The sequence below is a fragment of the Blautia sp. ZXY-1-C6 genome (assembly GCF_056339875.1).
The window spans coordinates 1-2672 of the sequence record NZ_JBWJVQ010000153.1; the positions used below are offsets into that span (position 1 = coordinate 1).

Here is a 2672-nt window from a genome sequence, read left to right on the forward strand (position 1 = left end):
GGGCCGTAACCTACCAGGTCCATTCTTCCGGTCATTTTGAGGCCTTCCAGCACCAGTTCTCTGTTTGCAGGATTCTTGTACTGCATCAAAGCTCTCTGTATTGCTTTTTCATGGGGGTTCTTCGGCACATATACCTTCTCACCTGTAAGAGGATGGATTCCCGTATAGTACATACAGGTAGAAAGAGTAGACGGGGTTGGATAGAAATCCTGTACCTGTTCCGGGGTAAAGCCAAGATCCCGGACATATTCCGCAAGTTTTACTGCCTCTTTCATGGTACATCCCGGATGGGAGGACATGAAATACGGGACAGCATACTGCTGCTTTCCTGTTTGCCTGTTTGCCGCATCATATTCCTTAAGAAACTGCTGATAGACGCTGTGACTTGGTTTTCCCATATACTTCAGAACCTGATCAGACACATGTTCCGGTGCCACACGCAACTGCCCACTTACGTGATGTTCCACCAGTTCACGCAAAAAAGTCTTGTCCCTGTCTGCCACCACATAATCAAAGCGTACACCGGAGCGGATGAATACCTTCTTCACTCCCGGGATCTTCCGCAGCTTCCGAAGCAGAGAAACGTAATCCGAATGATCTACAGTCAGGTTTTTGCATGGCGTGGGAAACAGGCACTGCTTATTCTTGCAGACCCCTTTCGTGAGCTGTTTCTGACAAGATGGTTGTCTGAAATCTGCTGTGGGACCACCCACATCGTGAATATAACCCTTGAACTCAGGATCATTTGTCATTCTGGTAGCTTCTTCGATCAGAGACTCATGACTTCTGGTCTGAAGAATTCTTCCCTGATGAAAAGTCAGGGCGCAGAAATTACAGCCGCCAAAGCACCCTCTGTTGCTTGTCAGGCTGAACTTGATTTCTTCCAGTGCCGGAATTCCGCCCAGCTTCTCATACATGGGATGAACTTTCTCCGTATAAGGCAGGGCATATACATCATCCATTTCCTCCTGTGTCAGGGGCAGAGCAGGAGGATTCTGTATAATATATCCCTTTGTCCCATAAGATTCTACCATTGGTCTGGCGCTGAATGGATCTGTATTCTGATACTGAATGGCAAAGCTGTCTGCATAAACCTTCTTGTTTACTTTTACTTCCTCATAAGAAGGAAGAATAATCGGATCATAAACTCTCGACAGATCCCTGCACTTAAATACAGTTCCTGCAATATAGGTAAGTTCCTCTACCGGCAGTCCACTTGCCAGCGCATCTGCAATCTCTATGATCGAATGCTCACCCATTCCATAGGAAATCATATCTGCCCCGGAATCAAGGAGTACACTGTGTTTTACTTTATTCTCCCAATAATCATAATGTGCCAGTCGTCTCAGGCTGGCTTCAATCCCACCCAGGATAATGGGTGTCTTTTTATAAGTCTGACGGATCAGATTGCTGTACACGATCACCGCACGGTCAGGACGAAGTCCCATCTGGCCTCCCGGTGAATAGGAATCTTTCTGCCTGTGCTTTTTAGAGACTGTATAGTGATTTACCATAGAGTCCATATTTCCCGCAGACACCAGAAATCCCAGTCGAGGCTCTCCAAATACCTGAATACTCTCCTTCTTTCTCCAGTCAGGCTGAGGAATGATCCCCACTTTATACCCACGACTCTCCAACAGTCTGCTGATGATCGCAGTACCAAAGGAAGGATGGTCCACGTAGGCATCACCTGTAATATAGGCAAAATCTACCTGCTCCCACCCTCTCTGTTTCATTTCTTTCTTTGTTACCGGTAAAAAATCCTGCATTTATATTTTCCTCGTATGTATTATAGTCATGCGGATACGATCATCCGCCACACAGTTCTACATCTGCAGCAAACCTTTCAAATTATCATTTCCGGATAATAATCAGACATGATGATACACTGCCTGTGCCCGGTATCCTTCGGATATAATATCAAGCTGTCTGTGGAACCGCTTCAGTTGCTGAAGATCTTTTGTTTTAAATACTCTCAGGAACTCATCCTGAATCTTCATAATCTCCCGCTTATTTGCAATCTTGTACAGATTTTCAATGTTGATCAGAATATCCTTCACCAGATTAGACTGCATCTGTGACGAATTCTGTGCATCCATAATCTCATTCCGCACAGAAGACATCTCATGGTCAAGAGCATTAATGGCATCTGCTGCCTTGCTCAGACGTTCTGCCACATGCTCCGGCATATCCCCTTTATATTTATATTGCAGGGAATGCTCAATCGTCGCCCAGAAGTTCATAGCCATTGTACGGATCTGTATCTCCGCCTGCAGCTTCTTTGGCCCTTTGATCGTATCCACTGTATAATAAATAATCAGATGATAACTTCTGTAACCACTCTGTTTAATATGCTTCAGATAATTCTTCTCACTCTTTATAACCATATCGCTTCTCTTCTGGATCAGGGAAGCAACCGTCTCTATATCCTCCTCAAACTGGCAGATAATACGAACACCGGCAATATCCTCCAGTTCTTCTTCCATTCTCTCCATAGGAATATGCTTGCGCTGCATTTTCTCAAGAATACTGCTCACGCTCTTAACCCTGCCCTCCACCTGCTCAATCGGGCAGTAAACATCATTCTCTTTACATTCATCAATAATGTGATTGAATTTCACTTCCAGCTCTCTCACAGCCAGTTCATACGGGCACAAAATGCTTCTCCATAA

The 2672-nt window shown here is 45.0% G+C and carries 2 protein-coding genes; both read right to left on the reverse strand.

What is annotated here, in order from left to right; genetic code table 11:
- A partial coding sequence (locus AC075J_RS06590) for a YgiQ family radical SAM protein (protein ID WP_476390164.1) occupies positions 1–1769 on the reverse strand: 1769 nt, incomplete at its 3' end.
- A 102-nt stretch (positions 1770–1871) separates the two neighbouring features.
- Positions 1872–2672: GTP pyrophosphokinase (locus AC075J_RS06595; protein ID WP_476390165.1), on the reverse strand; the 801-nt coding region annotated here is incomplete at its 5' end.